26 protein-coding genes and 1 pseudogene are annotated in these 26,653 nt (G+C 47.8%); 23 read left to right on the top strand and 4 right to left on the bottom strand.

Annotated elements, in window-relative coordinates; genetic code table 11:
- From ahrC to ADS79_RS20440, 5 genes are all read left to right on the top strand, one after another.
- Complete coding sequence (gene ahrC / locus ADS79_RS20465) at positions 1-450, top strand: transcriptional regulator AhrC/ArgR (protein WP_049740224.1); 450 nt, start codon at positions 1-3, stop codon at positions 448-450.
- 15 nt (positions 451-465) lie between these two features.
- On the top strand, positions 466-2,190 hold the full coding sequence (gene recN, locus ADS79_RS20460; RefSeq protein ID WP_049740223.1) for a DNA repair protein RecN: 1,725 nt from the start codon (positions 466-468) through the stop codon (positions 2,188-2,190).
- A gap of 153 nt (positions 2,191-2,343) precedes the next feature.
- Complete coding sequence (gene spoIVB / locus ADS79_RS20455) at positions 2,344-3,684, top strand: SpoIVB peptidase (protein ID WP_049740222.1); 1,341 nt, start codon at positions 2,344-2,346, stop codon at positions 3,682-3,684.
- 264 nt (positions 3,685-3,948) lie between these two features.
- Positions 3,949-4,737, top strand: coding sequence for a sporulation transcription factor Spo0A (spo0A, locus tag ADS79_RS20450; RefSeq protein WP_049740221.1), 789 nt, complete (start codon positions 3,949-3,951; stop codon positions 4,735-4,737).
- Positions 4,738-5,363: 626 nt separating this feature from the next.
- On the top strand, positions 5,364-5,897 hold the full coding sequence (locus tag ADS79_RS20440; RefSeq protein WP_049740219.1) for a hypothetical protein: 534 nt from the start codon (positions 5,364-5,366) through the stop codon (positions 5,895-5,897).
- A 59-nt stretch (positions 5,898-5,956) separates the two neighbouring features.
- On the opposite strand, the gene ADS79_RS20435 is transcribed toward ADS79_RS20440, so the two are convergent.
- The gene (locus ADS79_RS20435) at positions 5,957-6,646 is read right to left on the bottom strand and encodes a YidC/Oxa1 family membrane protein insertase (RefSeq protein WP_049740218.1); all 690 of its coding nucleotides are present in this window, start codon (positions 6,644-6,646) and stop codon (positions 5,957-5,959) included.
- Between the two features lie 28 nt (positions 6,647-6,674).
- The gene (locus ADS79_RS20430; RefSeq protein WP_049740217.1) at positions 6,675-6,941 is read right to left on the bottom strand and encodes a hypothetical protein; all 267 of its coding nucleotides are present in this window, start codon (positions 6,939-6,941) and stop codon (positions 6,675-6,677) included.
- A gap of 611 nt (positions 6,942-7,552) precedes the next feature.
- Here ADS79_RS20430 and ADS79_RS34545 point away from each other — a divergent pair.
- The 3 genes and pseudogenes from ADS79_RS34545 to ADS79_RS20415 form a co-directional block, all read left to right on the top strand.
- Positions 7,553-7,668, top strand: a pseudogene (locus tag ADS79_RS34545) (winged helix-turn-helix transcriptional regulator); the annotation flags it as partial.
- Between the two features lie 83 nt (positions 7,669-7,751).
- Complete coding sequence (locus tag ADS79_RS20420) at positions 7,752-8,330, top strand: beta-class carbonic anhydrase (protein WP_049740215.1); 579 nt, start codon at positions 7,752-7,754, stop codon at positions 8,328-8,330.
- Positions 8,323-9,186, top strand: coding sequence for a metallophosphoesterase (locus tag ADS79_RS20415; RefSeq protein ID WP_049740214.1), 864 nt, complete (start codon positions 8,323-8,325; stop codon positions 9,184-9,186). The genes ADS79_RS20420 and ADS79_RS20415 overlap by 8 nt, the downstream gene beginning before the upstream one ends.
- Here the strand turns inward: ADS79_RS20415 and ADS79_RS20410 are convergent.
- Positions 9,183-10,049: a LysR family transcriptional regulator gene (locus ADS79_RS20410; protein WP_049740213.1), complete on the bottom strand. Its 867-nt coding sequence runs from the start codon at positions 10,047-10,049 to the stop codon at positions 9,183-9,185. The genes ADS79_RS20415 and ADS79_RS20410 overlap by 4 nt on opposite strands.
- Positions 10,050-10,149: 100 nt before the next feature.
- Here ADS79_RS20410 and ADS79_RS20405 point away from each other — a divergent pair, with 100 nt between their 5' ends.
- From ADS79_RS20405 to ADS79_RS20370, 9 genes are all read left to right on the top strand, one after another.
- Complete coding sequence (locus ADS79_RS20405) at positions 10,150-10,953, top strand: class I SAM-dependent methyltransferase (RefSeq protein ID WP_049740212.1); 804 nt, start codon at positions 10,150-10,152, stop codon at positions 10,951-10,953.
- A complete protein-coding gene (locus tag ADS79_RS20400; protein WP_049740211.1) occupies positions 10,943-11,320 on the top strand; it encodes a VOC family protein in 378 nt (125 codons plus the stop codon). The genes ADS79_RS20405 and ADS79_RS20400 overlap by 11 nt, the downstream gene beginning before the upstream one ends.
- 2 nt (positions 11,321-11,322) lie before the next feature.
- The gene (locus ADS79_RS20395) at positions 11,323-12,111 is read left to right on the top strand and encodes a class I SAM-dependent methyltransferase (protein WP_049740210.1); all 789 of its coding nucleotides are present in this window, start codon (positions 11,323-11,325) and stop codon (positions 12,109-12,111) included.
- A 98-nt stretch (positions 12,112-12,209) separates the two neighbouring features.
- Positions 12,210-13,607: an Asp-tRNA(Asn)/Glu-tRNA(Gln) amidotransferase GatCAB subunit A gene (locus ADS79_RS20390; protein ID WP_049740209.1), complete on the top strand. Its 1,398-nt coding sequence runs from the start codon at positions 12,210-12,212 to the stop codon at positions 13,605-13,607.
- Positions 13,608-13,736: 129 nt separating this feature from the next.
- Entirely contained in the window at positions 13,737-13,913 is a 177-nt protein-coding gene (locus tag ADS79_RS34540; RefSeq protein ID WP_084766005.1) for a DUF2759 family protein, read from the top strand.
- Positions 13,914-14,025: 112 nt separating this feature from the next.
- Positions 14,026-15,192: a putative cytokinetic ring protein SteA gene (gene steA, locus ADS79_RS20385; protein ID WP_049741082.1), complete on the top strand. Its 1,167-nt coding sequence runs from the start codon at positions 14,026-14,028 to the stop codon at positions 15,190-15,192.
- A 15-nt stretch (positions 15,193-15,207) separates the two neighbouring features.
- Positions 15,208-15,765: a copper transporter gene (locus tag ADS79_RS20380; protein ID WP_049740208.1), complete on the top strand. Its 558-nt coding sequence runs from the start codon at positions 15,208-15,210 to the stop codon at positions 15,763-15,765.
- Positions 15,752-16,444, top strand: coding sequence for a glycosyltransferase family 2 protein (locus ADS79_RS20375; RefSeq protein ID WP_049740207.1), 693 nt, complete (start codon positions 15,752-15,754; stop codon positions 16,442-16,444). The genes ADS79_RS20380 and ADS79_RS20375 overlap by 14 nt, the downstream gene beginning before the upstream one ends.
- Positions 16,426-17,310 carry a hypothetical protein gene (locus ADS79_RS20370; protein ID WP_084766004.1) on the top strand — a complete coding sequence of 295 codons (885 nt, stop codon included), beginning with the start codon at positions 16,426-16,428 and terminating at the stop codon, positions 17,308-17,310. The genes ADS79_RS20375 and ADS79_RS20370 overlap by 19 nt, the downstream gene beginning before the upstream one ends.
- Before the next feature lie 34 nt (positions 17,311-17,344).
- On the opposite strand, the gene ADS79_RS20365 is transcribed toward ADS79_RS20370, so the two are convergent.
- Positions 17,345-17,605: a DUF2627 domain-containing protein gene (locus ADS79_RS20365; protein WP_049740205.1), complete on the bottom strand. Its 261-nt coding sequence runs from the start codon at positions 17,603-17,605 to the stop codon at positions 17,345-17,347.
- Positions 17,606-17,776: 171 nt separating this feature from the next.
- On the opposite strand from ADS79_RS20365, the gene ADS79_RS20360 reads away from it, so the two are divergent.
- The 6 genes from ADS79_RS20360 (at position 17,777) to ADS79_RS20335 (ending at position 26,277) form a co-directional block, all read left to right on the top strand.
- Positions 17,777-19,843, top strand: coding sequence for a sigma-54 interaction domain-containing protein (locus ADS79_RS20360; RefSeq protein ID WP_049740204.1), 2,067 nt, complete (start codon positions 17,777-17,779; stop codon positions 19,841-19,843).
- Between the two features lie 246 nt (positions 19,844-20,089).
- Positions 20,090-21,181 carry a Glu/Leu/Phe/Val dehydrogenase dimerization domain-containing protein gene (locus ADS79_RS20355; protein WP_049740203.1) on the top strand — a complete coding sequence of 364 codons (1,092 nt, stop codon included), beginning with the start codon at positions 20,090-20,092 and terminating at the stop codon, positions 21,179-21,181.
- A gap of 293 nt (positions 21,182-21,474) precedes the next feature.
- Entirely contained in the window at positions 21,475-22,896 is a 1,422-nt protein-coding gene (gene lpdA / locus ADS79_RS20350) for a dihydrolipoyl dehydrogenase (RefSeq protein ID WP_049740202.1), read from the top strand.
- A gap of 18 nt (positions 22,897-22,914) precedes the next feature.
- Positions 22,915-23,907, top strand: a complete 993-nt coding sequence (locus ADS79_RS20345) for a thiamine pyrophosphate-dependent dehydrogenase E1 component subunit alpha (RefSeq protein ID WP_049740201.1) — start codon at positions 22,915-22,917, stop codon at positions 23,905-23,907.
- Between the two features lie 13 nt (positions 23,908-23,920).
- A complete protein-coding gene (locus ADS79_RS20340; protein ID WP_049740200.1) occupies positions 23,921-24,904 on the top strand; it encodes an alpha-ketoacid dehydrogenase subunit beta in 984 nt (327 codons plus the stop codon).
- A 20-nt stretch (positions 24,905-24,924) separates the two neighbouring features.
- Positions 24,925-26,277: a dihydrolipoamide acetyltransferase family protein gene (locus tag ADS79_RS20335; protein WP_049740199.1), complete on the top strand. Its 1,353-nt coding sequence runs from the start codon at positions 24,925-24,927 to the stop codon at positions 26,275-26,277.
- Positions 26,278-26,653 lie beyond the last annotated feature (376 nt).

Below are 26,653 nucleotides of genomic sequence, written 5' to 3'. Positions count from 1 at the left end.
ATGAACAAAGGGCAACGACATATCCGAATTCGGGACATCATCAGCAACCAGGAGGTTGAGACTCAGGATGAGCTGGTGGAGCGTCTGCGTGGTGCAGGATTCAATGTAACACAAGCGACTGTATCCCGAGACATCAAGGAATTGCATCTGGTGAAGGTGCCACTTCCGGATGGACGATATAAGTATTCAATGCCTGCTGAACAAAAGTTCAACCCGCTTCAAAAGCTACGACGCATGCTGGTCGATTCCTATATCAGTATCGATCAGGCTGACCATTTTATCGTTTTGAAAACACTCTCAGGACACGCGAATGCTGTTGCAGAGCTGATCGACAACTTGCCATGGGAAGAGATCATGGGAACGATCAGCGGCGACAATACGATCCTGATTATTTGTCGTTCCAAGGAAAATACACATGAAGTGACCAAACGCTTTATGGACATGCTGTAAAGGTGGTCGCTTGCGATGCTAGTAGAACTCTCTATCCGAAATTTTGCCATCATAAAAGAAGTAACTGTTTCTTTTCAAAAAGGCTTGAATATACTGACGGGGGAAACGGGTGCCGGAAAATCAATCATCATCGATGCATTGGGCTTGCTGCTGGGAGGACGGGCTTCTGCTGATTTTGTCCGTTATGGAGAAGCGCGTGCAGAAGTGGAAGGATTGTTTGAGCTGCCTGCCGGACATCCTGCCTTGACGGTTTGTACCAATGTAGGTGTTCAGGTTGAGCAGGACGGTATGCTGGTAGTGCGCAGAGATATTTCCAACCAGGGCAAAAGCATTATTCGATTAAACGGGCAGCTGGTTACGCTTGCCATGCTGCGCGAACTTGGACCGTGGCTGGTAACCGTCCATGGACAGCATGATACCCACATGCTGATGCAGTCTGACAAGCATATCAATTGGCTGGATGTATACGGAGAGACGGCACTAGGCTCTGCCAAGCATGAATATAGCCAGCTGTACACTGCTTTTCGCAAAACGAAGCAGGATTTGGAACGGATGGCGCGTAATGAACGTGAGCTGGTGCAGCGAATTGATCTGCTTGCGTATCAATTAAACGAGATCGAGTCTGCGGCATTGACGCCTGGTGAGGATGAAAAGCTGCTGGCACAGCGCAAGAAGTGGATGAACATTGAAAAAGTTTACTCAACCATGCAGGATGCTTATCGTTCCTTGCACGGAGATCAAAAAGGCATGGATTGGCTCGGGCATGCGATGGGGGATCTGGAACGCATCGTCGGCTATGAAGAGCAGCTCGTTCCGATTCTGGAAACCGTGCAAACGGCTTATTACCAGATCGAGGACGTCGTGCACAAACTGAGACAGCTCTCTTATCAGATGGACTTTGAGCCGGAGCAATTGGCCATCGTGGAAAGCAGATTAGATCAAATCCAGTTTTTGAAACGCAAGTACGGAAAAAGTGTAGACGATATTTTGGAATATGCGGCGACCATTCAGGACGAGCTGGATGATATGCATCACTACGAAGATCGCCTGCAGCAGATTGAAAAACGGTTAACCGAGCTTGCTGCTGATTTGGCTGTAGAAGCCTTGGAATTGTCCGTGATTCGCCAGGAGTGTGCGAGCAGGCTGGCTCAGGAGATCGAGCAGCAGCTAAAAGAGCTACATATGGAACGTGCCCGTTTTGCGATCGACGTGCGTCAAACGCCAGACGAGGACGGAGTCGAAATAGACGGAATCAAACGGCAGGTTGACGCCAACGGTATGGACCAAATTGAGTTTTTGATCTCGCCAAATCCGGGTGAGCCGCTTCGTCCATTAGCTAAAATTGCTTCTGGCGGTGAGCTGTCGCGGGTAATGCTGGCGATTAAGACGATTCTCGCTGGAACGGATCAAGTAGAGACGCTGATCTTTGATGAGGTCGATACAGGTGTAAGCGGCAGGGCAGCTCAGGCGATTGCCGAAAAGCTTGCTCGCGTTGCTGGCCTGCGCCAAATATTGTGCATCACCCATTTACCACAGGTTGCTTCCATGGCTGATGCTCATTTTCTCATCAAAAAAGAAATGAGCGAGTACGAGACAAAAACAATCGTCACTCGACTATCGGATGATGAACGGGTTACTGAGCTCGCTCGAATGCTGAGCGGTGCGGAAGTAACAGCGAAAACAGAAGAACATGCGCGTGAGATGATTCTGCTCGGGCGCGAGCGAAAGGCTGTCAACTAAGTGAGGTTGACAGTCTTTTTTCATTTCAAGCAAAAAGCATCCTCAAGTGGTTATTTTCCTGACATAATCCGTTGATCGGCAGGCAACATTATAGGTACACAAGGTGGAGGTGTCTTATTAGGTGTAGGTAGGGAACGGTAGGAGTGATTGCTGGTGATCCGACAAAACAAAAGAAAATGGATGGGAAGTCTCGTTCTCCTCATCACGGCGCTTGTCGTGAGTTCCACCCCGTTCCGCGATCTGTCATCCTTTCCTAAAGAATTGCGAATCATGGAAGGGTCCCTCGAACAGTTACGCGTCTCCATGCCAGTCATGGGCACTCTGATCAACAGCAATCCCGACATTTTACACGTCAATGGGACAGAGGCACGCGAAGTTTCCGTTGATTTAAGTAAGCCCATGTCCGTTGAGCCGCGTCGGGCCGGTGAAGCCAATTTACAGGTAAAGTGGCGAAACATTCCACTGACCGCTGTCAAAGTAAATGTATTGCCTGATTTACGATTGTACCCTGGTGGACAGTCAATCGGGGTAAAGCTGCAAACGGCAGGTGTACTTGTTGTCGGGCACCATTTGGTGGACAACGGTACAGCTAAATTTTCTCCTGGCGAGCAAGCTGGCATTCATGCAGGGGATATGATCATCAAAATGAATGATCTGTACATCAACGACATGAATGACGTAAAAAAGCTAATCAATGAGGCAGGAAAGAAGAACAGTCCTGTTCAATTGCTCGTCGTTCGTGGCAAGGAAAAGCTGAATCTTACGCTCAGGCCAACCAAGGATAAAAAAGACAATGAGTATCGCATGGGTCTATATATCCGTGATTCCGCCGCAGGTGTAGGAACGCTGACCTTTTACGACCCTGACTCCAAATCTTACGGAGCACTTGGGCATGTGATCTCTGACGTCGATACTGGACAGGCAATCGTAGTTGGAGATGGCCAGATTGTGCAGGCGAGCGTGACCTCGATTGAAAAAGGGCAGAGTGGGAATCCAGGTGAAAAGTTTGCCCGCTTCTACAATGAGAGCGAGGTACTTGGGAACATCACCAAAAATACTCCGTTTGGCATCTTTGGCAAGATGAAAGACGAGCCAAAACGCAGCTATTATGACCAACCACTGCCAATCGCACTTGCAGAGCAGGTCGAGGAAGGCCCTGCAAAGATTTTGACCGTCGTGAATGGTCAAAAGGTGGAAGAGTTCGATATCGAAATCATGAATGTGATCAAGCAGCATTTTCCTGCGACAAAAGGATTGATTATCAAGGTAACGGATAGACGTCTTTTAGAGAAGACAGGCGGTATCGTGCAGGGAATGAGCGGAAGTCCTATCATTCAAAAAGGCAAGATCGTTGGTGCCGTTACCCATGTGTTTGTGAACGATCCTACGTCTGGTTATGGCTGTTATATCGAATGGATGCTGCAGGATGCAGGAATCAACGTACGGAACACTCCTCAGTCCCAGTCCAAAGCCACGACGGATAAGGCTGCATGAATACAACGAGCCGTCACGCATTGCAAGCGAGGCGGCTTTTTCCATTTTGTCGTTCGTTTTACCGAATGAAGTATGAAAGAAGGTATTCTTTGTCGAAATAGCACTTAAATCATTCAATCTTTCGTCATTAGCAGGAATGGATATCCGTTTGTCGAATTATTTTTGTAGTGAAAAGATGGGATGGACTTATCCATTTAGAAATTTTCAACCTCTAGATTGCCACCTTCTTTCCAAAAGACCGTCCATTTGTTAGGAGGAACGACTTTGAGCAAGATTGAAGTGTTGTTGGCAGATGATAACCGAGAATTTGTAAACCTGTTAGAAGAGTACATCAGCAGCCAGTATGACATGAATGTTGTTGGGGTGGCATACAACGGTAACGAGGTAGTACGCTTGTTGCAGGATCGGGTACCTGACGTCCTGATTCTTGACATCATCATGCCACATTTAGATGGCTTGGCTGTTTTGGAGCAAATTCAGGCGATGCGTCTTTCTCCACAGCCAAAAATTATTATGCTTACGGCTTTTGGCCAGGAAGAAATTACGAAAAAAGCTGTTGAACTTGGTGCTGCTTATTACATTCTCAAGCCATTTGACATGGAAGTGCTTGCACAGCGTATCCGTCAAATCATTACTACCAAACCGGCCTCATCCTTCGTATCTTCTGTTAAGCCTCAATCAACGCTGCAAGTAAGAGGACGCAACCTCGATGCCAGCATTACCAGCATCATTCATGAGATTGGAGTTCCTGCACACATTAAAGGTTATTTGTATTTGCGTGAAGCGATTACGATGGTATACAACGATGTGGAGCTGCTTGGTTCCATTACTAAGGTCCTGTACCCGGACATTGCCAAAAAGTTCAATACGACAGCAAGCCGCGTAGAGCGTGCAATTCGCCACGCTATCGAGGTAGCATGGTCTCGTGGTAATCTTGACTCCATCTCCAGCTTGTTTGGCTACACCATCTCCAACACCAAGGCGAAGCCGACCAATTCCGAGTTTATCGCCATGGTGGCAGACAAGCTGCGGATTGAGGCGAAGATTAGCTGAGAGTAAGTAGGACAATGGAAAAATGAAGAAATCGGCAAATTGAAACGATGAATGATCTCTGACCCAATAGAAAGGGACATTAGCACAACAAAGCTAGTGTCCTTTTTTATTGTTTTGTGACAGTCATATTTTTATTTTTGGTGCAGTATCTATGCAGACATCCACAGCGCTAAATACGGACACATAAGGAATATTTTGGTATAATTTGAGTAGGTAATAAGTGATGAATAACCTAATGAAGGATCAACTGAAAATGAGAGTACGAATCAGGATAGAACTTACTGTTTTTGTCTCAAAGAGGTTTCATTCAGAGTCTAATTTCATCCAGAAGTGAGTGGTGTCTGTGCAAGAAGTGACAGTGGAAAAGAAAAAGAAATTTAACGGTTTCTGCTTAACTGGTTTTTATTCAGCAATTATTTCACTCTTCATTTATGATATCGGCTTTATCTTTTTCATTGGATTAATGGTGAGTATAATCGGTTTAATTCGATACAGAAAAGATTTACATAAAGGAAGATGGCAAGGAGTCGTTGGAGTAATCTTGCATTCGGCTTATCTGGTACTGAGTGTAATTCATAATCACAGTTGAATGAATTCAATTCATTCTGAAAAGGAGAGCAAACAAAATGGAGCGAAAATTATTAGGTCAAGTTGGAGTAGATTCTGGGCAATTGGTAATCATCGACCCTTGTTACATTGAAAGTGAGTGGCAGGGTAGGGAATCGGTACTTGGGGTTGATTTTTGGGGTCAAGGCCAAGAAAAGATATTCAATCTACTAAACTGTGAAGGGATTCAAATAGACCGAATAGGCGGTAAGTGTAGAGTCATAACCAGTGATGCCGAAGCAATGATGAAACGAATTAAACTCCTTTCAGAGGACATTAAACAAAAAATAGTGACTGCTCCTTATACGGATAGCACATATGATAAAGTTTGTGATATCACATTAACAGAGGATCAAGGAGGACAATTACATTTTAAGATGGGCCATGCGGGATTGGGAGTCGCATTTCATTCTGGTCTTGGAGATGGTATATATGACGTTTATGCGACCTACAAAGACATTGAGGGGTGGGGGAAACGTATCGTTAAAGTAGAAATTGAACTATTGGATGACGAGCATCTTGAAGAAATCAATGAACGTTTTGGAATGAAATGAAAACATGATTTTTTTAGGAGAGGCCCCTTGTTATCCAAGGGGTCTCATACTTATCTATTTTATTCCTGCTTTGCTCTCAAAAAAGAGCTTCCTCGCATCAGCACGCTTCTTCCCAGGCGAGAACGGTAAAATCCCCGCTCCAGCAGCCCAAAGAGCGAACCGCTTGTCCAGTACAGCCCAAGGGCAACCGGTGCTTTCCAGAGGACCATCAGAAAGACAACGACCATAACAGCCGAGCTTAACATCCTTGTAATTAGCGAGCTGTCTGTAGACATTTCAGCAGTTAAAGGGATCATGCTTGTAATAAAAGTCAGTCCAGCAGCCAGCGCAGGCAGCAGATGCCACGGGTCAAACTGGGCGAACGAGGCGACCCATGGAATCAATGAGGACGACATTTGCGCCCCATGCGTGAAAAACAAGCCATACATCGCCATGAAAATCGGCATTTGCACGATCGCTGTAGAAAACATGGAAAAGGGTTTGACCCCTGCTTTGCGATAAAGATTCATGGTTTCTTCCATCAGCTTGGTTTGATCCGCCTTATACTGCTCTTGAATTAGCTTCAGCTCAGGACGGATGGCACCCTGTAGTAATGTCTGACGAGCAGTTCGCAAACTAAGCGGAAACAGTAGCCCTCTAATGAACAGGGTAAAAAGGACAATGGCGATGCCCCAATCCTGTGCGAATTGGAAAAAAACCTGAAGCATGGACGCTAAAATATTGATAACAGGTTGAACGAATGCATACATGAACGATTCCTCCTTGTATAGTTGCTACTCAAAAGCAATACAAGAAGAAAAGCGGCTCTGCATCATCCAGAGAACGGCTATATTCCTTTGGTGGAGCTTTGCGCCGAACAAAAAGAATTCTTGGCCTGCCGCTGAGGCGTATCGCGCCGTTATCGTGGTCTGGGCAAGCGAGTTCGTATGGCAAAGGCACACGCAGTACAAGGGGCTTGCCAGGTCCACTAAACAGGTGAGCGACCAAATAACCTGACACCCCGAGAGCCAGCAGCAGTAGCGACATATCAAAGGAAAATTCCATCGCTTCACCTCCAATCGATCAGCTGCACACTCACATGATAAAGATAACACAACAATGCGCTTTCTTCCTACCTGTATTCTGGATGAAAGCATGGAATTGCTAGGATTCAGAAGATAATCTTGCCACACACGTAATTTGAGGAGCCACCTTTGCATTTCTCGGATCGATAAAAAAGAAGAGAAGTACATTGGGATGATACCGATAGCTTATTACGCAATCGTCATTGGTAGAATCGCAGCGTCTACTTTTCTGAACGAGAGATGGGTACCGTCAAGCCCGGGGATGTATACCACAGAAATGGAGACGAACTTGGAAGTATACATACAAAAAAACAGGTAAGTAGAGTAGGAGGGACCAGATGTGGAGAACTTTCCCATTATCGTCTTGTTAATTGGGCTCTTGATCACACTTTTTTCTGTAAAATATCCTCGATACCGGAATCTGACTCTCATTGGATCGGGGGCACTGCCCTGCGTTTTGTACAGTATCCAGCCAAGCTTTTGGTGGATTTGTTTGATACTACTAGTCATTACGTACTGTGCTGAATTTTGGAAAATTAAAAAAGGCAAAGCATAATCTACTTGCGAAAAATTTATGAACCATGCCCAGGACAGCGAGACGAGTATCCGCAAATCCCCCAAAAGTAGAATATTCCTTGACGCCAAGAGGGAAAACATTAATGCCTATTCTGGAGGAAATGTGCAAGTGGGGCGTATCGAATCAATAAAATGTGCCGCGTTCGCTTGTAGGATTAAGAGAAGAATGTAAAATAGAAAAGAATATACTTTTGAGTGAGGCAGGTGTTGCGAATTGCGTAATTTAGATGAAATTCTCGCATTTAATCGTGAATTTGTAGCGAATCAGGAGTATGAAAAATACCAGACGACGAAATTTCCTGACAAGCGTCTGGTAGTACTTTCTTGCATGGATACACGATTAGAAGAACTGCTACCGAAGGCCATGAACATGCGTAATGGAGATATCAAGCACGTAAAAAGTGCAGGAGCAATCGTATCCCACCCGTTTGGAAGTATTATGCGGAGTATCATGGTTGCGATTTACGAATTGAACGCTGAGGAAGTCATGGTTGTAGGACACTACGATTGCGGGATGAGTGCTCTCGATAGCAAACGTACGATGGCAAAAATGACGGAAAAAGGGGTCAATGCAGAGACCTTGTCTACCCTGCAGCATGCGGGTATCAATTTGAATAAATGGCTCCGTGGATTTGACTGTGTCGATGATAGTGTAAAAAGCAGCGTTGAGACCATCAAAAACCATCCTCTGCTGCCACCAAGCGTAGCTGTTCACGGTTTACTGATTGATCCGGTAACAGGCAAGCTGGATGTTGTTGTCAATGGCTATGACTATTTAGAAGCTCGTGGCTGACCCGCACTATCAACCGATCACTCGCAAGTCCTTTTTGCGCAAGGTCCTACTTGGCGTAGGGGGACTGGTCGGTCTGATGATGGGGGCAGGTGTATACGGCTACAATTGGGAGCGAAACGTACTACAGGTGGAACGGCTTTCTGTCACGCTTCCGAGTCTGCCAAAGAGCTTTCAGGGTACGAAGCTCGTACACTTCAGCGATGTACACCTGGGGCATTATTTGGAGCCGCAAGATTTGCAAAAGATCACGGACAGGATAATCGCCGAGCAACCAGATTTGATCTGCTTTACAGGTGATTTGGTAGATGAGAGCACACGAGCGCTGTCTGCAGCTGTCCCGATTTTAAGTCAGTTACAGGCACCATTAGGGAAGTATGCTGTGCTGGGAAACCATGATTACCGATTGAGCGAGCAAATGGTTATTCGGAATGCTTTAACTGCTTCTGGATTTGAGGTACTGGATAATCGAAATGTACCGCTCACGAAAAATGATGATCAGGTGTACGTAGCTGGAGTGGATGATGTGCTTCACGGTGTACCCAACATTCAGCAAGCACTGACTGCTATTCCTGAGGGAAAGACAGTGATCTTACTGGCACATGAGCCGGATTTTGCTGATGAAGCTGTCAACTATCCCGTGCACCTTCAGTTGTCGGGACATAGCCATGGTGGTCAGGTCAGGCTGCCAATAATCGGCCACCTGATGACACCAAAGCTAGCTCATAAATACGTACAAGGCATGTATCAAGTTGGCAATCATTCCATGCAGGTTTATACAAATAGAGGAATAGGGACAACCATTTTGCCGGTGCGCTTATTTTGTCGGCCTGAGTTGACGGTTTTAACCTTACGTTAATACGAATCTTTCATCCATTGGACGAATTGCTGAAAAGCTTCGTCCTCTTTTTTTGGATGCAAGTACGCAATCAAGGTCGGACGCTGAAGTATGCCGTTTGCAATATCATGTGCAACAAGCCTGCCCTCAGACAATTCGCGCTGGATTGTCCGTTCAGGCAGCATGGTAATGCCGAGTTGCCGCTCGACCATTGTTTTTACCGCGCTAAAGCTGTCCAGCTCCATGATTGCATTCGGGAAGACACCGTGCTGAGCGAGAAAACGGTCAATTCGTTGGCGATACGGTGCGGTATGATTGCCAAACAATATCATCTCCTCGGTTCCCCATTTTGCAAAGCCAGGAAAACCGTTTGCCCACGGATGCTCGGGTGCCATCACCAACAGGATACGATCGCTCGGCAAAAATTCCTGATGAATATGGGGATGATACATCTCACTTCCAAGGAAGGCGATGTCAGCCGTACCGGTCAAAAGGGCACTGAGGGATTCCTCATATAGCGTCGAGCGCACATAACAGGTAAAGCCGGGATAGGCATTGCGGTATTCCCCAATCAACCGAGGCAGCTCATAGGCGACAAAAGCTTTGCCTGCCACGATGTTCATTGATTGGGGCTGTTCCTTTTGCTGCGTAAAGGAGCGCATTTGCTCGACGATATTGGCGGCAATCGGCAGGAGGCGTCTGCCTTCGCCTGTGAGGCTGACCCCTGAGGCTGTACGCACGAATAATGGAGTGCCTACTCGTCTTTCCAATTGCTTGAGTCGATGTGTGAGCGTTGATTGTGCGAGAAACAACGCTTGAGCAGCACGGTTAATGGAGCCATGCCGGGCGATAGTTAAAAATACTTCAAGACTTTCTTGATCCATACCAAACAACCACCTATCGAAAAAGTTGATATCTTGTTAACCGTATTCTATAACAAAGAAGGTAGGAGATGGAATAAAATAATGGCAGGAGGTGGTCCTTATGCAAAAGAAGGATGAAATCAAGCAAGCCGTTCAACAGCAATTCGGAAAGAATGCGGAAAACTATGTTCATAGTAAAAACCATGCCAAAGGAAGCGACTTGGAACTGTTGGTGGAATGGCTGCACCCAAAAAAAGACTGCACTGTCCTTGATATCGCAACAGGAGGCGGACATGTCGCCAGAATCTTGGCACCTCATGTCGACATCGTTATTGCCGCTGACCTAACCCGTGAGATGCTGGAGGCAGCATCCCGTGCCAATCGGGAGGCAAAGGCTGAGAATATTATTTACGTACAAGCCGATGCTGAAGCTTTGCCATTTTTGGATGAATCGGTCGATGTGGTCACTTGCAGGATCGCTGCACACCATTTCCCAGATCCGAAGGCGTTTGTTCACGAGGTCAGTAGAGTATTGCGACCAGGTGGAGCCTTCCTTTTTATTGACAATGTTGCACCAGAGGACTCCGCTTTGGCGTCATTTGTCAATCGTGTAGAGAAAATGCGTGACCCGAGTCATGTGCGTTGTTTATCGATAAATGAATGGAGAGCGTTGCATGTTTCAAATGGATTAACCGAAAGCAAGCAACGCCAACGCAAAAAGAAATTTGAGTTTGTACCGTGGGTGAAGCGACTGTCTGAATCATTGGCGCAAGAAGAGGCGATTGAACAGTATTTACTAGCGGCTACAGAAGAACAGCAAGCTTATTTGGAAATGAAAATAGAACACGGCAGAGTCCTCACTCATCAAATCGACGAATGGATGGTACTGTGCTACAAAACAGGGGGTCAATCAAATGGAAAGTAAAAAACATGCGTGGGTCGGATTGGATCATGTTCAGCTTGCAGCTCCTTCAGGGGCAGAAGAAGCCGCCCGCCGATTTTTCGGAGATTTGCTCGGTATGACGGAGGTTCCCAAGCCAGAGAAGCTGCTCGTTCGCGGCGGAGTGTGGTTTCAATGCGGGGCTCAGTTCATCCATATCGGCATTGAGTCTGGTTTTGTGCCTGCCAAGAAAGCTCATCCGGCTTTTGTCGTGCAAAACATCGTGGCGCTCATGGAGCATTTGCAAAAAAATGATGTGCCCATCCGCATCGATGAGGAGATCCCTCAGTTGATTCGCTTTTTTGCAGAAGATCCATTTGGGAACAGATTGGAGTTTGTGGAGGCGAAGTAAATATGGGAATCGATTTTCATGCTAGGGAGAATCAGCATGCCTACACGGGGCGCGCTGTGAACGCATCTTGGTTTCAAGAAATCCAATCACTTGTGAATCCATCTGGAAAGCGTATCGTTGATATCGGGTGTGGGGGAGGAATCTACTCACAGGCATGGTCTGCCATGGGAGCTTCCTCTGTGATTGGCGTTGATTTTTCACAAGTGATGCTCGAAGCCGCGAAGGAACAATGCAAAGGGGACCCTGTGATCTCATTTGTACAGGGGGATGCTCTTGCAACTGGCCTCGAGGAAGGAAAGGCGGACATCGTTTTTGCACGAGCACTTATCCATCACTTGCAAGACCTTGAGGCCTTTTTTGCCGAGGTCAGTCGACTGCTAACTCCGGGAGGTATTTGCTTAATCCAGGATCGCACAGTCGAAGATGTCCTCATGCCCGCATCACCTGCTCATCTGCGTGGTTACATTTTCGAGAAGTTCCCGAGATTGATTCAAAGTGAACAGGGCCGGCGTCCAGCAGATCACCAAGTAAAAGCAGCGATGCAGCAGTCTGGTCTTGAGGGAAAGGAGACGATCAAGCTATGGGAGGTCAGACGTGAGTATCAGGACTGGTCGGAGCTTGAGGCAGATTTGTTGGCACGCAAAGGACGTTCGATTCTTCATGAATTGCAGGATTCCCAGCTGCAGGAGCTCACCATGTACATGAAAGAAAAGCTTCAAGGACACGAACCAATCAGGGAAAAAGACTGCTGGAGTATATGGCGGGGAGAAAAGGTGGGAACTAATAAATAAACGGCTTTCGTATTGCTTGTTTTAGGGTGCAGTTGTATTCTGGGTTTATATGCTGGTATATTGTGCGACAGATCAATGAAAAGCGGAGGTAAAAGCCTGTGGATTTGCTCACCCTATCTCAATCATACGAAGAAAAGAAGGTATCCCCTGTAGAAATCGTTCAACAAGTCTTGAGCCTGATCGAACAGGAGAATCCAGCTTGCAATGCGTATATTACCATTTGTGAAGAAGAGGCGCTTGCAGCAGCTAGCCAAGCTGAAAAGGAAATCATGTCTGGTAATAAACGTGGGCCGTTGCACGGAGTTCCGATTGCGATAAAAGATCTGATTTTTACAAAAAATAACCGTACGACCATGGGCTCCAAAGTTTATGAGCACTTTGTGCCTGATTTTGATGCAACAGTTGTTCAGAAGTGTAAAGATGCCGGAGCCATCATCCTCGGAAAGACAAACACGCACGAATTTGCTTACGGACCGATCGGGGACAGATCGTATTTTGGACCTTCCCGAAACCCATATGATTTGGAAAAAATCACTGGAGGGTCAAGCGGAGGCTCTGGCGCAGCTGTTGCTGCCAATTTGGCCTATGCTGCACTCGGAACCGATACAGGTGGTTCGATTCGGATTCCTGCATCTGCCTGCGGAGTTGTAGGGATGAAGCCAACCTTTGGGCTTGTGAGTAAATTCGGGGTTTTTAATCTCGCCTATACACTCGATCACGTCGGACCGATGACGAAAACAGTAAAAGACAACGCAGCCCTGCTCAATCTGCTGGCGGGTCAGGATGAAAAAGATCCATATTCCTTTGCGAAAGCAACAGAGGATTACTCACGTCTGATTGGTCAAGATATTAAGGGAAAAGTGATTGGCTTGCCCCGGTTCTTCTTTCAGAATATTGAGGAAGAAGTGAGGGTAGCTGTTGAGAAAGCGATTGCGGTTTACCAAAGCCTGGGTGCTGAAATTCGGGAGGTTGAGATCGGAGGAATCGATGAAATCGCCGAAGGACAGCGCATCACGATTCAGGCAGAAGCATATGCGGTGCATGAAAAAACAATGCGAGAGCATGCAGACGAGATCGATGCTGAGGTTCGCGAGCGTCTCGTTCTTAGTAAAGAAGTGCGCGGTTATGAGTATGTACAGGTACAACAGCGCAGGCAGCAGCTCATACGGCAATTCAACGAGAGCTTTCAAAATGTCGATGTGCTGCTTACACCGACTTTACCAATCGTCCCGACAGACATTTATCAACGTGAAGTGATGATCGGACATCATGCAGAAGGCGTTAGACAAGCTCTTTTACGACTGACCTCTCCAACCAACTTTACGGGAAACCCTGGCTTGTCTATTCCATGTGGATTTTCTAAAGGCGGGCTCCCAATCGGGTTTCAGCTCATTGGAAAACATTTAGAGGAGGCACAGCTGTATCAATTTGGATATGGATACGAACAAGCAGCCAGCATGAACCAAGCCGCATCGGGGAATAATGCAGGCAAGTAGTAACGTAACACAATTGTGAAATCGTTTGTCACAAATTTGGATATGCTTGTTTCGTAATAGCCAAAGCTATATAATGGAATTGCCATTGTATTCCGGTATGCGTCATCTTGGTAAAGGAGTGTCGTATTTATGAAGATCATTTTGTTTGATTTCCTGATGTTTGTCTTCACATTCTTTATTGCTTGGGGCTGTATGAACTCGTTCAAAGCAAAGAACAAGTTTGCTATCGGGTTTGGTCTTGTATCCCTGGCAGTATTCCTGTTCGCTGATGGTTTGATCATCTATTACATAACCAAGGGCGCGTAGTTTAAAAAAAGAGTGTAGCAGAAAGAGGTTGTGCATGATTGCACAGCCTCTTTTTCGTTTTCAGCGCATGATCAAGGAAATTTTTAGCATACTAGGGATGGAGGTGGAACAGGTGAGTAAGCAAAAACTTCCTGCTGCTACAGGAAGCACGTCAGTCATTGCAGCAGACCGCATGACCAAACAGTTGTGCAAACGGCTCCACTCCCAGCAAATAGCATTGATTGATCATCCCGATGTGGACGAGATGGCAGCACTGTCTTTACTGGAGGCGGGGGTAAAGATTGTGATCAACCTATCTTCGTTCATGACTGGACACTATCCGGCAGAAGGGGCTCGTCTGCTCCTAGGCGCAGGTTTGTCCCTTTTTGAAATACATTCTCCTGTGACCAACCAAAATTTGATAGAGCTTCTGGATGGTCAGTACGCAACGATTCACGAGAACAAGCTCTTCGTACACGTGGAAAATGACTGGCACCATGTATGCGAGTTAGAAAAGGTATCTACATCCTTCATTGATCTGAAGAGGTTCGAAGCCCAAGCTAGACTAAATGACACCCTTTCCTTGTTTATAGACAACACACTTGCGTATGCGAGTCAGGAAAAAGCGCTTTTTTTAGAGCCTTTATGTCCGATCCCCTTACGCACGAAAATAGCAAACCGTCATGTCGTTGTCGTCGCGCGTGGCAAGCACTACAAGGAAGATTTGCACACACTTGCTTCCTATATTCGGGAATGTCGACCTGTTTTGATTGGGGTTGACGGTGGCGCTGATGCACTACTGCAGTTTGGATACGTGCCCCATCTCATTATTGGGGATATGGATAGTGTTTCGGATAAAGCTCTCATGTGCGGAGCGGAGGTAGTTGTCCATGCCTTTGTCAATGGGAATGCTCCCGGGAAAAAGCGGGTAGAACAGCTAGGGATCGATTGTCATCTCTTGCCTGCACCCGGAACCAGTGAAGATGTGGCGATGCTTCTGGCATACGAACAACAGGCACAGCTCATCGTGACGATTGGGGCACATACCAATATGATCGATTTTCTGGAAAAAGGCAGAAAAGGTATGGCAAGTACATTGCTAGTGCGAACCAAAATCGGGACGAAGCTAGTTGATGCAAAAGGGGTAAGCCAGCTCTATCAACCAAGCGGTTCCTGGAGAGTGTGGGGGCTATGTATCGGCGCCATGCTGCTTCCTGTCACTTCAGCGCTTTTGATCAATCCGGTTACACGTCACGCTGCACAAATGCTTTGGACACAGTGGCGTACCTGGGGATTTTAGGAGGGCGCCACCGAAATGATTCATTTTCGTTATCATTTGATTTCGCTAGCTGCCGTGTTTATTGCCCTGGGTGTAGGTATCCTGCTGGGTGGGACAGCGGGACACAACTGGTTTACCTGGGGGGAGAAAGAGGTACTGGCAAACATGTCGGCCAAATATGACCGCGCCTTAAAAAGCAACCAGGAACTAAAACAGCAGATGAATCGATTGCATCTAGAGGTGGAACGCAACAAGGAAGAGGTGGTCCATCTCATGGCGCTTCGCTACGCTGATCAGTTGAAAGGAAGCAAGGTGTATATCTGGCCGGAAAGCAAGGGATCACTGGAGCGAATTACCCGCTTGCTGCAATCAGTAGGAGTGGAGGTCGCAGCACTGCAGGAGGGCAGCAAACCACTTGATGGCCTCTTGCTCATCTATGCGGACAAACAGCCACAGTGGCTTACGGAATGGGACAAGGCGAATCATGTGTTGCTCGTCAACCAGGAGCCGGATTCTGTAGCCAAGCAGTGGGCATTATTGGAGAGTGTACAGAAATTGCTCACAGAAACGAGGGACGCGGGTGAAAAAAGTTAGTGTTGTCATTCCTGCCTACAATGAAGAGGCTTCCATCAGCTCTACCCTGCAAGCAATTCGTGAGCGTACGCTTTGCCATGAGCTGATTGTCATTGATGATGGAAGTGTCGATGACACAGCAAGCCTGGCGAGAAAATGGGCCGATCTCGTCATTACCGCTCCCAAAAACAGGGGGAAGGGTGCCGCGTTGCAGGAAGGATGGCAATATGTGCGTGGAGATATCGTGATGCTGTTAGACAGTGACCTTCGGGAGAGCGCCGCTGAGGCAGAGCATTTGTTAGCACCGGTGATCGAAGGTGCATGTGATATGGCCGTTGCTGTTCTGCCTCCGCCGCGAAAAAAAGCGGGAATGGGACTGGCAAAAGGATTGGCCCATCACGGAATCCGCATACTTACAGGCTTTGAAGCACGAGCACCGTTGTCCGGCCAACGTGCTTTTCGGCGTGACCTCCTGCAGCAGCTAGGTAAATTGGATAGAGGGTTTGGGGTGGAGGTAGGATTGACCGTGGATGCCATCCGCGCAGGATATCGCGTGCTGGAGGTGCCTGTTCCGTTTTTTCATCGTGAGACAGGCAATGATTGGTCTGGCTATTGTCATCGCGGCAAAGAGTTCGTTGCGATTGGTCGAACACTTTGCCACAAATGGTGGGAGGGACAAAAGTGGAGACAAAATGGATAATCGCCTATGCGCTGAGTTTAGGCCTCCCTTTCTTTCTGCATCGGGCTTTTCTTGGATCTGTGCAAAAAAGACTGCACTATATGGGGATGCAACGAGTGAACTACAGAGGGAACGAGGTCTTGACTGCGGGTGGAGTTCTCATCGTGGCTTCCACTACACTGACTGTTGGTGTAGTGGTGCTGTATCTGGCTACAAGCGGCACCTCGACAGTAAGCTTGAATCATGGTCTGCTGCTCGTCACAGGTATGATCACGCTAGCTGTCTGGGGATGGCTGGATGACTGTTCAAAAGATGAATCGAAAAAAGGATTTCGTGGCCATTTTGGAGCGCTTTGGCGGGAGGGAAAAGTGACAAGTGGCTTGTGGAAAGCATGGGGAGGAGGCAGTACTGCCTTGCTTATTTCCTTGGCGATTGGTCAGTCGTTTTGGACGTGGCTTTTAGCAGCTTCATTACTGACTCTCGCGCCGAATGTCCTGAATCTTTTTGACATGAGGCCAGCCCGCGCCTTGAAGGTTTTTTGGCTATTGTTATTGATTGCAGGAGTAGCTGGGTACTACTCACCCTCGCCTGCTTCTTCAATAGTGGACTGGGTATGGTTATTGCCCGTCATTACATCGTCAATCTTACTATTTCGCCATGATGCTGGCGGCAAGCTCATGCTTGGGGATACCGGGGCGAATTCGCTGGGCTTTGCTACAGGCTATGCATTTGTCATCCATTCCTCATCTTATGTACAGGTGACCATGCTCTTTATATTTATCACGCTACACGTGATGGCAGAGTTTATTTCGTTCTCACAGTTCATTGACAGGCTTCCGTGGTTAAAGCGGATGGATAGCTGGGGCCGGTCAGCCGAGTCGGAATAAAAAAGGAAGAGCCAGGCTGGATGTCCGGCCTGGCCTACTCGTCATCTTCAGGTTCACGAACCATGAAGCGAGGTTGAACCCGATTTTTTTTCCGTTCGTGATGCAGAATGAAACCTGCGATGAACAAAACAGGTATGACAAATGCAAGAACCCCAAGAATGAGCTGTCCCCACAAAAAACCAACGTCAGGGGCGGTGGAATGAAAGAACGCGTCACGGATCAGTTTGATTCCATACATGGCGATGGCAGCAGGAATCACCATGATCAGTAGCGCGATCACTTTTTGAACGACCACGGGTGTTTCACACCTTTCTCTCTCTTCCTCCCATCATATCGAATGCTGCGAACCTTGTCCACAGCCAGGAAGTGTCTGAACGAGCGCACGTTAGCTAAGAACACCTGTCCTTATGCCAATCATTGGAGTACAATGGAATCGAGTTTGATTGTAAAAGGAGGGCATCGGTGCGTGCACAAGTTGCTCATCGTTGGTGCTGGACGTGGTGGAACAGCACTTATTAAGATGCTGAACCAGATGGATCGGTTAAAAATCGTAGCTGTTGTCGACCACAGGCCAGATGCCCCAGGCTTAGAGCTGGCCCGTTCCTTAGGTATCCATGTAGACACGGATTACAGACCCTATCTGGATGCAGATTTAGATGTCATTTTGGAAGCGACTGGTGATTTGGGGGAGTACAAGCACCTGAAGCACTTGAAGAAGGAAAAAACCGTGCTGATTCCTGGCACCTTCACACGCATTGTGATGAAGCTCATTCGAGAACGGGACAAACTAATTGCCGTGATGATGCAAAATCAGCGCGAGCGCGAGACGATGCTGGACTCCACGCACGATGCGATTATTGGTGTCAACCGTCAAGGCATTATCACCTTGTTCAACCAGGCAGCCGAGAGATTGATGGGGATCGATGCGAGCGAAGTACTCGATACAAAAGTATCGGAACGTATACCTAATACTCGCCTACATATCGTATTAGAGACTGGCTGTCCCGAATTAAACCAAGAGCAAATCCTGCCCAATCAAACCCGTATCATTACCAATCGCGTTCCCGTTCGAAATGATCGCGATGAGGTGGTTGGGGCAGTTGCTATTTTTCGTGACATAACAGAAGTGATGGCTCTGGCGGAGGAAGTCACTGACCTGAAGGAACTGCAAAGCATGATGCAAGCCATCATTCATTCATCAGATGAAGCTATTTCTGTAGTGGACAAGGATGGAAATGGATTGCTGATCAACCCTGCTTACACCCGCATCACAGGACTTTCGCCGGAAGATATTATCGGCAAGCCAGCAACGGTAGATATTTCTGAGGGCGACAGCATGCATATGCAAGTATTGAAGACAAAGAAACCGGTAAGAGGCGTCCCTATGAAGCTCGGGCCGAAACGCAAGGATGTTGTTGTAAACGTAGCCCCTGTCATGGTAGATGGCGAGCTAAAGGGAAGTGTGGGCGTTATCCATGACGTCTCGGAATTCAAGCGCTTGAGTGAGGAATTGGAAAAAGCCCGCCGCATTATCCGCACGTTAGAGGCAAAATATAGCTTTGCAGATATTATCGGGTTCAGCGAGCCGATGAAAGTTGCGATTGAGCAGGCCAAAAAAGCAGCACTCACTCCTGCAACTGTGCTCCTTAGAGGCGAGTCAGGTACGGGAAAAGAATTGTTTGCCCACGCGATTCACAATGCCAGTGATCGCAAGTACAAGCAGTTTATCCGTGTAAACTGCGCTGCCATTTCTGAAACGCTTTTGGAAAGCGAGCTGTTCGGCTACGAGGAGGGCGCATTCACAGGGGCAAGGCGCGGAGGGAAACGCGGACTATTTGAGGAAGCGAGCGGAGGAACGATCTTTCTCGACGAAATCGGCGAGCTGTCGATGAGCATGCAAGTCATGCTCTTGCGCGTCTTGCAGGAGAGGGAGGTCGTGCGGGTCGGGGGAACAAAACCAGTCCCTATTGACGTACGCGTCATTGCGGCTACACATGTCAATTTGGAATCTGCGATTGGAGCAGGCCGTTTTCGTGAAGACTTGTATTATCGTCTCCAGGTATTCCCTATTCCTATCCCTTCTCTCAGACAAAGACTGGAAGATATCGAGCCTATCGCTATGCATCTCCTTCGCAAAGCCAATCTAGAGTATGGACGGAATGTGGAAGAGATCGATCCGGGCACCCTGCAAATGCTGTTAGCGTATCTGTGGCCCGGGAATGTGAGAGAGCTGGAAAATGTGATTGGCAGAGCTATGATTCACATGAAGATCAACGAACGAATAATTTTGCCAGAACACCTGCCGCCACTCGAGCAAAGAATTGTGGGCACGACAAAAGAGACACCAGACAAGCAAGCTTCCTCAGGAAAAACATTAAAAGAGGCGGTAGAAGAAGCCGAGCGCGAGCATATTTTGCGGGAACTGGCTGCTGCACGTGGAAATAGGACCGTTGCCGCCAAGCGTCTGGGGATCGCTATTCGCAGCTTGTACTACAAGATGGAAAAGCTGGGAATCATGGAAGATCAGGTGTAAATCAGAAGGATAAAAAGTGGGTGTGCAAATATTTGCATGCAATATTTTGCGTAACTGTGCAATTATTTGCGTACTTGACCGATTGAATAATCTTCCACAGGTGCATCAATAAAGCGCTTTCATCAGTTGGTGTGCGTTGGCATGACTTTTGCATAAACTTCAAGACGGGGAATTCTCCTCGTGGTACAAGTATGATGGAGAACCGCGAGAATATGGAGAATGAATGACACTAGGGAGGTTTCTTCAATGAACATCTTTGATTACATGCAAAACTACGATTATGAGCAGCTGGTATTCTGCCAGGACGAAAATTCCGGCTTGAAAGCAATTATTTGCATTCATGATACGACACTGGGTCCAGCACTAGGCGGTACGCGTATGTGGCCGTACAAGACAGAAGAAGAGGCTATCATCGACGTACTTCGTCTGGGACGCGGCATGACCTATAAAAACGCTGCTGCAGGATTGAATATCGGTGGTGGTAAAGCGGTAATCATCGGTGACCCGCGTGAACATAAGAGCGAGGAGCTGTTCCGTGCTTTCGGTCGTTACATCCAAGGCTTGAACGGACGATACATTACAGCAGAAGACGTAGGAACAACGGTTGCAGACATGGATATGATCCATTTGGAAACGGACTATGTAACAGGCGTTTCGCCAGCATTTGGTTCCAGTGGAAACCCTTCTCCTGTAACTGCTTACGGTGTCTATCGCGGTATGAAGGCTGCTGCCAAGCTCGCGTATGGCAGTGACAGTTTGTCTGGCCGTGTTGTAGCTGTACAAGGTGTAGGTAACGTAGCATACAATTTGTGCCGCCACCTGCATGAAGAAGGCGCGCATCTGATTGTTACAGATATCAACCAGGAAAACGTAAATCGCGCAGTGAACGATTTCGGTGCAAAAGCAGTTGGAGTCAATGATATTTTCGGTGTAGAATGCGATATCTTCTCGCCATGCGCACTGGGTGCAATCATCAATGACGATACGATTCCACTGTTGAAAGCAAAAGTAATCGCTGGTGCGGCGAACAATCAATTGAAAGAAGAAAAACATGGTGACATGATTCACGAAATGGGTCTCATCTACGCACCGGACTATGTAATCAATGCTGGTGGCGTAATCAACGTTGCAGATGAGCTGCAAGGCTACAATCGTGAGCGTGCACTGAAAAAAGTAGAAACCATTTACGATACGATCCTGAAAGTATACGAAGTTGCTGAGCGCGACGGCATGCCTTCCTATAAAGCAGCAGACCGCATGGCGGAAGAGCGCATCGCAAGTGTTGGCAAGTCACGTAATACTTTCCTGCAAAACGGCAAGACTGTTTATCATCGCTAATTTTTTGCTGAAATAGCTAACTCCCTGACTGCTTATCAGATCATAAGCAGTCAGGGGCTACATAAGCACTGTTCTTAGAATATTCATATTCTCATAAATAGACGGGTGAGCGTCTTCTACTAACCCACCCGAGTTTGGAAACAATTTTCTCGTAACTACTTGCAAAAGCACGCCGGCCATGTGTCCAATGCATCTGCACCTGCTTTACTTCGGTACAACTTTCCGCAAGCAAAGCGTGGTTGCTCTTTGGCGAGCAGACCCAGGCAGGTTTTTATTGAAAGGAGCGATTACAGATGTCTCAAGAATTCGATTTAGTCGTTCTCGGTGGTGGCACTGGAGGCTATGTAGCGGCTATTCGTGCTTCTCAATTGGGAATGAATGTGGCAATTGTGGAAAAAGAAAAACTCGGGGGAACTTGTCTGCACCGTGGATGTATCCCTTCCAAGGCACTTCTTCGCAGCGCTGAAGTATTCTCTACTTTGAAGGAAGCCGACAAGTACGGCGTTCTGGCTGACAATGTGGGTTACGATTTTACAAAGATTCAAGAACGCAAGCAAGGCATCATCGACCAGCTTCATAAAGGCATTCAGTATTTGATGAAAAAAGGAAAGATCACGGTATTCGAAGGGTTTGGTCGTGTGATGGGGCCATCCATTTTCTCTCCACAAGCGGGTGCCGTACGCATCGAAAAGGAAAATGGGGATCAGGAAATGATCGTTCCGCGCTTCCTTTTGCTGGCGACAGGCTCTCGACCACGCACACTCCCTGGACTTACGATTGACGGCTCCTATGTGGTAACCAGTGACGAAGCACTTCAGTGGGAAAAGCTTCCCGCTTCCGTGGTCATTGTAGGCGGCGGAGTAATCGGAGTTGAATGGGCATCCATGCTTACCGATTTTGGAGTGGACGTTACCGTGGTCGAGTATGCAGATCGCATCCTGCCTTTGGAGGACGAAGAGGTAAGTAAAGAGCTGGCGCGTCTGTTGAAAAAACGAAAAGTGACGATTGTGACTGGAGCCAAGGTCCTTCCGGAATCGCTTGAAAAAGGCGAGGGGCGTGTTGTGATTCAGGCAGAAACCCAAACAGGCGTACAAACCTTTGAAGCTGAAAAGGTTCTCGTTTCCGTAGGCCGACAGGCAAATGTGGAAAACCTGGGATTGGAAGCAACCGAGATCAAGGTAGAGCGTGGCGCAGTGGTCGTCAATGAATTCTTCCAAACTGCTGAATCGCATATTTATGCCATTGGTGATGTCATTGGTGGACTGCAGCTCGCACATGTCGCTTCCCACGAAGGAATTTTAGCTGTGGAGCACATGGCTGGCTTGAATCCTCATCCAATGGATTACACCAAGGTTCCGAAGTGTACGTACAGTCGTCCAGAGGTCGCGAATGTCGGTTTAACGGAAAAAGAAGCGCGTGAGCAAGGCTTTGAAGTGAAGATAGGAAAGTTCAGCTTCAAACCATTGGGCAAAGCGCTAATTCACGGTGAGAACGACGGATTTGTGAAGCTGGTCGTTGATGCTAAAACCAATGATTTACTTGGCGTTCATATGATTGGTCCTCATGTCACAGACATGATTTCTGAAGCTGGCTTGGCTCGTGTGCTGGACGCAACTCCATGGGAGATTGGCCAGACGATTCATCCACATCCGTCCTTGTCTGAGGCGATGATGGAAGCAGCGCAAGCGGTTGACGGAAAAGCAATTCACAATTAACAAGGAGGGTATTTGTCGATGACAACCAAACGGCATGAACAAGTAGGCTTGACCGATGCGCAGGTGCTTGACATGTATTATTACATGCTGCTCGCGCGCAAGATCGATGAGCGCCAGTGGCTGTTGAACCGGGCGGGCAAAGTCCCGTTCGTCATTTCCTGCCAAGGCCAGGAAGCAGCACAGGTGGGAGCTGCTTTTGCGATGGAGACGGGAAAAGATTATTTGTGTCCGTATTACCGTGACCTCGGTTTGGTCCTCGTATTTGGTCAGACCGCACGTGACTGCATGTTGTCCGCTTTTGCCAAGGCAGAAGATCCAAACAGCGGTGGACGTCAGATGCCAGGTCACTTTGGCGGCAAAAAATACAATATCCTGACTGGCTCCAGCCCGGTAACCACACAGGTTCCTCATGCAGTGGGTATAGCTTTGGCAGGGAGAATGCAGCAAAAGGATCTTGTTGTGTATACGTCCTTTGGAGAAGGCTCCAGCAACCAGGGGGATTTCCACGAGGGTGCTAACTTTGCTGGCGTTCACAAGCTCCCGGTCATCTTCTTCTGTGAAAATAACAAATATGCGATCTCGGTTCCGATAAACAAGCAATTGGCATGCGAAAGTGTTGCTGACCGTGCTATCGGCTACGGCTTCCCGGGAGTAAGTGTAGACGGCAACGATCCGATTGAAGTGTACCGCGTTACCAAGGAAGCGGTAGAGCGTGCACGTAGCGGTGCAGGTCCTACTTTGATTGAAGCAGTAATGTACCGTTTGGTTCCGCATTCCAGTGACGACGACGATCGTGTATATCGGACGCGTGAGGAAGTAGAAGAAGCGAAGAAAAAAGATCCACTCATCGTATTTGCTGCCTATCTGAAAGAGGTTGGCCTTCTGGATGAGAATACGGAAGCAGATATGTTGGCTCGCGTTCAGCTGGAAGTAGACGAAGCGACGGAGTATGCAGAAAATGCACCATATCCGTCTCCAGAATCGACTCTGACATACGTATACGGGGAATAAGGGGGGTATCCTGATGGCAGTCATCTCGTTTATTGATGCAGTTACAATGGCGATGCGCGAGGAAATGCGCCGTGATCCAAATGTGTTTGTCCTCGGCGAAGACGTCGGTGTGCGCGGAGGGGTTTTCCGTGCCACAGTTGGATTAATTGAAGAGTTTGGAGAAGAGCGTGTGATTGATACGCCACTGGCCGAATCAGCAATTGTTGGGGTAGGTATTGGTGCAGCAGCTTATGGTATGCGTCCAATTGCCGAAATTCAATTTGCCGACTTTATTATGCCAGCAGTCAACCAGATCGTCAGTGAAGCAGCAAAAATGCGTTACCGCTCGAATAATGATTGGAATTGCCCGATTACCATCCGTGCACCATTCGGGGGAGGAGTGCATGGGGCACTCTACCACTCTCAATCGGTGGAAGCGATGTTTACCAATATTCCAGGCTTGAAAGTGGTGGCTCCGTCCACCCCGTATGATGCGAAGGGCCTTCTGAAAGCAGCCATTCGCGATGAAGATCCGGTGCTCTTTTTCGAGCATAAGCGCTGCTATCGCCTGATTAAAGGCGAAGTGCCTGACCATGACTATGTCCTGCCGATTGGCAAGGCAGATGTAAAGCGTGAGGGGACCGACATTACTGTCATTTCGTATGGCCTGGCTCTGCATTTCTGTCTGCAAGCAGCTGAAAAGCTCGCTCAGGAAGGAATCAGCGCTCATGTACTGGATTTGCGCACCCTCTACCCGCTTGACAAAGAGGCGATTGCTGAAGCCGCCTCCAAAACAGGTAAGGTCTTGATCGTTCACGAAGACAATAAAGAGGGCGGCGTAGGCGGCGAAGTAGCTGCAATCGTTGCAGAGCATTGCTTGTTTGATCTGGATGCACCGATCAAGCGCCTGTGCGGACCTGACGTGCCAGCAATGCCTTACAGCCCACCTATGGAAAAATTCTTCATGCTAAACCCGGATAAAGTTTTGGAAGCAATGCGAGAGTTGGCCAACTTTTAAGGCGAGGAGGACCCAGGATCATGGCAACGAAAGTGCTAATGCCCCAGCTCGGAGAGAGCGTGACCGAAGGCACAATCAGCAAGTGGCTGGTCAATGTGGGAGACACCGTAAAAAAATATGACTCGTTGGCTGAAGTAACAACGGATAAGGTAAATGCCGAAGTTCCTTCAACCGTATCCGGCCGTATCACTGAAATCGTGGTTTCGGAAGGTGAGACTGTAGCGATCGGTACGTTGATCCTTTATATAGAAGAAAGTGGAGAGGCTGGCGCTGTAGCACCGACACCGACGGAAGAAGCACCTGTCCAAACTCCACCGGTATCGCAAGCAAGCACACAGGTGAATGTGGCAGTACCAAGTCAACCGGCTCAAACCAGTACTGTCCCTAAACAGGATGGCCCGAAACAGCGCTATTCTCCAGCAGTAATGGCGCTTTCCCAAGAGCATGGAATCGATCTGTCCAGAGTCGTGGGGACCGGTGCAGGGGGACGCGTGACACGTAAGGATGTGCAAGCGATCATTGATGCAGGTGGACAGCAGGCGGCAGCGCCACTCATGCAAAATGCTGCACCAGAGGCAGTTGTGTCTAACGCAGAACCTACACCTGTCGCAGCAAGTACAACTCCTGCACCAGCTGTCCCGGCAGCATCTGCTAGCGTAGATATTCCGGTCGCAAGCGGCGATCAAATCATCCCTGTGACTTCGATTCGCAAAACCATTGCAAGTCGAATGGTCCAAAGCAAGCATGAGGCGCCACACGCATGGACAATGGTAGAGGTTGACGTAACGAATCTCGTTCATTTCCGTAACCAGGCAAAGGATGAGTTCAAGCGCAAGGAAGGTCTCAATCTTACATTCCTGCCATTTTTCATCAAAGCTGTTGTAGAGTCCTTGAAGGAATACCCAATGATTAATTCCACTTGGGCAGGGGACAAAATTATTGTCAAAAAAGACATCAATATTTCGATTGCCGTTGCGACAGAAGATGCGCTCTACGTTCCTGTCATCAAGCACGCCGATCAAAAGTCCGTTTTGGGCATTGCCAAGTCTGTTGACGACCTGGCAGCACGCACACGTGCAGGCAAGCTTACGATGGACGATATGACTGGTGGAACGTTCACTGTAAATAACACGGGTTCGTTTGGCTCCGTGTTGTCGCAACCAATTATTAACGCCCCGCAAGCAGCGATTCTGAGTGTGGAGTCCATTGTGAAACGACCAGTCGTTATTAATGACATGATTGCAGTGCGTTCGATGGTGAATCTGTGCATGTCACTTGACCACCGCGTGCTGGATGGGCTTATCTGCGGAAGATTCCTGCAAAGCGTCAAGCAAAAGCTTGAAAATATCGGTCCAGAGACAAAGCTGTATTAATCGTTTGGGTCAAGAGGGTAGCAAAAACCAGGCCGTGTTGTGAGGGCCTGGTTTTTAACGTATAAGAATTTATAAGCGAGACGCTTATGAATTCTGGAACGCATGGAAACTTTCTGCTAAACGCGGTCGCTTCCCCTTGGAGAAGCCTCGATAGAGGTTTTCTTATGGGGATCCCTTCAAGCTGAAGTGAAAAAATTTTCTTTTCGTACAAGGATAATATGTAACTTTTCCTTAAGTTCCGTCGTCTTACCAGTAGTAGCCAGGGAGTCTATCAATTTCCGTAGAAGAGATTCCCACTAGATATCATTTATGGTAGACTGGTAGCGACCTGCTAGAGATTTATTACCAGATTATAGGTAAAAATGGGAGGAAGAAC

Origin of the sequence: Brevibacillus reuszeri (assembly GCF_001187725.1) — a bacterium.
In the GTDB taxonomy this organism is placed as follows: domain Bacteria; phylum Bacillota; class Bacilli; order Brevibacillales; family Brevibacillaceae; genus Brevibacillus; species Brevibacillus reuszeri.
The sequence above is the reverse complement of the archived record's forward strand: the minus strand, read 5'-3'. Positions and strand labels throughout refer to the sequence as shown.

What these genes read in the sequence shown, in the direction of transcription:
- ADS79_RS20340 (WP_049740200.1), top strand. Translation starts at nt 23,921, where the DNA reads ATGGCAGTCATCTCGTTTATTGATGCAGTTACAATGGCGATGCGCGAG.
- recN (WP_049740223.1), top strand. Translation starts at nt 466, where the DNA reads ATGCTAGTAGAACTCTCTATCCGAAATTTTGCCATCATAAAAGAAGTA.
- ahrC (WP_049740224.1), top strand. Translation starts at nt 1, where the DNA reads ATGAACAAAGGGCAACGACATATCCGAATTCGGGACATCATCAGCAAC.
- ADS79_RS20400 (WP_049740211.1), top strand. Translation starts at nt 10,943, where the DNA reads ATGGAAAGTAAAAAACATGCGTGGGTCGGATTGGATCATGTTCAGCTT.
- ADS79_RS20335 (WP_049740199.1), top strand. Translation starts at nt 24,925, where the DNA reads ATGGCAACGAAAGTGCTAATGCCCCAGCTCGGAGAGAGCGTGACCGAA.
- ADS79_RS20410 (WP_049740213.1), bottom strand. Translation starts at nt 10,049, where the DNA reads ATGGATCAAGAAAGTCTTGAAGTATTTTTAACTATCGCCCGGCATGGC.
- ADS79_RS20395 (WP_049740210.1), top strand. Translation starts at nt 11,323, where the DNA reads ATGGGAATCGATTTTCATGCTAGGGAGAATCAGCATGCCTACACGGGG.
- ADS79_RS34540 (WP_084766005.1), top strand. Translation starts at nt 13,737, where the DNA reads ATGAAGATCATTTTGTTTGATTTCCTGATGTTTGTCTTCACATTCTTT.
- ADS79_RS20380 (WP_049740208.1), top strand. Translation starts at nt 15,208, where the DNA reads ATGATTCATTTTCGTTATCATTTGATTTCGCTAGCTGCCGTGTTTATT.
- ADS79_RS20440 (WP_049740219.1), top strand. Translation starts at nt 5,364, where the DNA reads ATGGAGCGAAAATTATTAGGTCAAGTTGGAGTAGATTCTGGGCAATTG.
- ADS79_RS20355 (WP_049740203.1), top strand. Translation starts at nt 20,090, where the DNA reads ATGAACATCTTTGATTACATGCAAAACTACGATTATGAGCAGCTGGTA.
- ADS79_RS20430 (WP_049740217.1), bottom strand. Translation starts at nt 6,941, where the DNA reads ATGGAATTTTCCTTTGATATGTCGCTACTGCTGCTGGCTCTCGGGGTG.
- ADS79_RS20345 (WP_049740201.1), top strand. Translation starts at nt 22,915, where the DNA reads ATGACAACCAAACGGCATGAACAAGTAGGCTTGACCGATGCGCAGGTG.
- ADS79_RS20435 (WP_049740218.1), bottom strand. Translation starts at nt 6,646, where the DNA reads ATGTATGCATTCGTTCAACCTGTTATCAATATTTTAGCGTCCATGCTT.
- ADS79_RS20405 (WP_049740212.1), top strand. Translation starts at nt 10,150, where the DNA reads ATGCAAAAGAAGGATGAAATCAAGCAAGCCGTTCAACAGCAATTCGGA.
- lpdA (WP_049740202.1), top strand. Translation starts at nt 21,475, where the DNA reads ATGTCTCAAGAATTCGATTTAGTCGTTCTCGGTGGTGGCACTGGAGGC.